The sequence below is a fragment of the Aeromonas bestiarum genome, from assembly GCF_000819745.1.
Classification (GTDB): domain Bacteria; phylum Pseudomonadota; class Gammaproteobacteria; order Enterobacterales; family Aeromonadaceae; genus Aeromonas; species Aeromonas bestiarum.
The window spans coordinates 1-769 of the sequence record NZ_CDDA01000011.1; the positions used below are offsets into that span (position 1 = coordinate 1).

The window sequence follows — 769 nt, forward strand, 5'->3', positions numbered from 1 at the left end:
CTCTCTTACCGTAGCGCTCCAGCATCCTGCGCCAACCCAGGTAATTCCTCAGATAATGGGTCGCCACACCATGGAACCGCTCCATCCACTCTTTCAACCGACGGTGATATCCGTTCACGTGCTGGATGTGGTATGCCCCAATCACGCGTTCACCTGGACGATGACGTACTACCTGGTGAGTCACACCCTGTAACGTGCTGAAACTGGCATATACCCCAGCGCCATCACTACAGAGCACGGCATCGGGGGCGATGAGGGGGGCCAATACTCTCTTGACCGTGTGGGCGTCCATCTTATCCAGTTGGAAGTCTGCCAGGTGGCCCGCCCGGTCTTGCACCACCATTACCGGGATGTAATCCGGACCGGTCCCACGGGTTCGCCCTTTACCACCACGATGCCTTGCCGGGCGAGGTAAGCCTCGCTGCCCCTTGAACGATTCGAGGAAGAAGGTTTCATCCACTTCCACAATCCCCTCCTCTCGTGTTGCCTGATGGGTGGCCATGGTCTTCAAGAAGCGGTGGCGCCACAAGAAGGCGGTGTTCTTGCACACTCCGCAGCGAATGGCCGCCTGACGGACGGTGAGGCCGTCAATGAGCGCCTGGGCATAGTCTTCCCAGCACGCGGCCTTGCGCAATCTGGCCAAGGGGGTGTTGGTGAGGACAGAACTGGTGCGCAAACACAGTTTGCAGCGGTAGCGACGCAGTCCTCGGCTCCAACCCCAGGGGGCTAAGTTGGCAGCGTCAGCTTGGCAGTGGGGGCAGCAGCTGGA

At 59.8% G+C, this 769-nt stretch carries 1 protein-coding gene; it reads right to left on the reverse strand.

Features of this window, described 5'->3' with window-relative positions:
- Positions 1–769: IS1595 family transposase (locus BN1118_RS05965; protein WP_043554996.1), on the reverse strand; the 769-nt coding region annotated here is incomplete at both ends.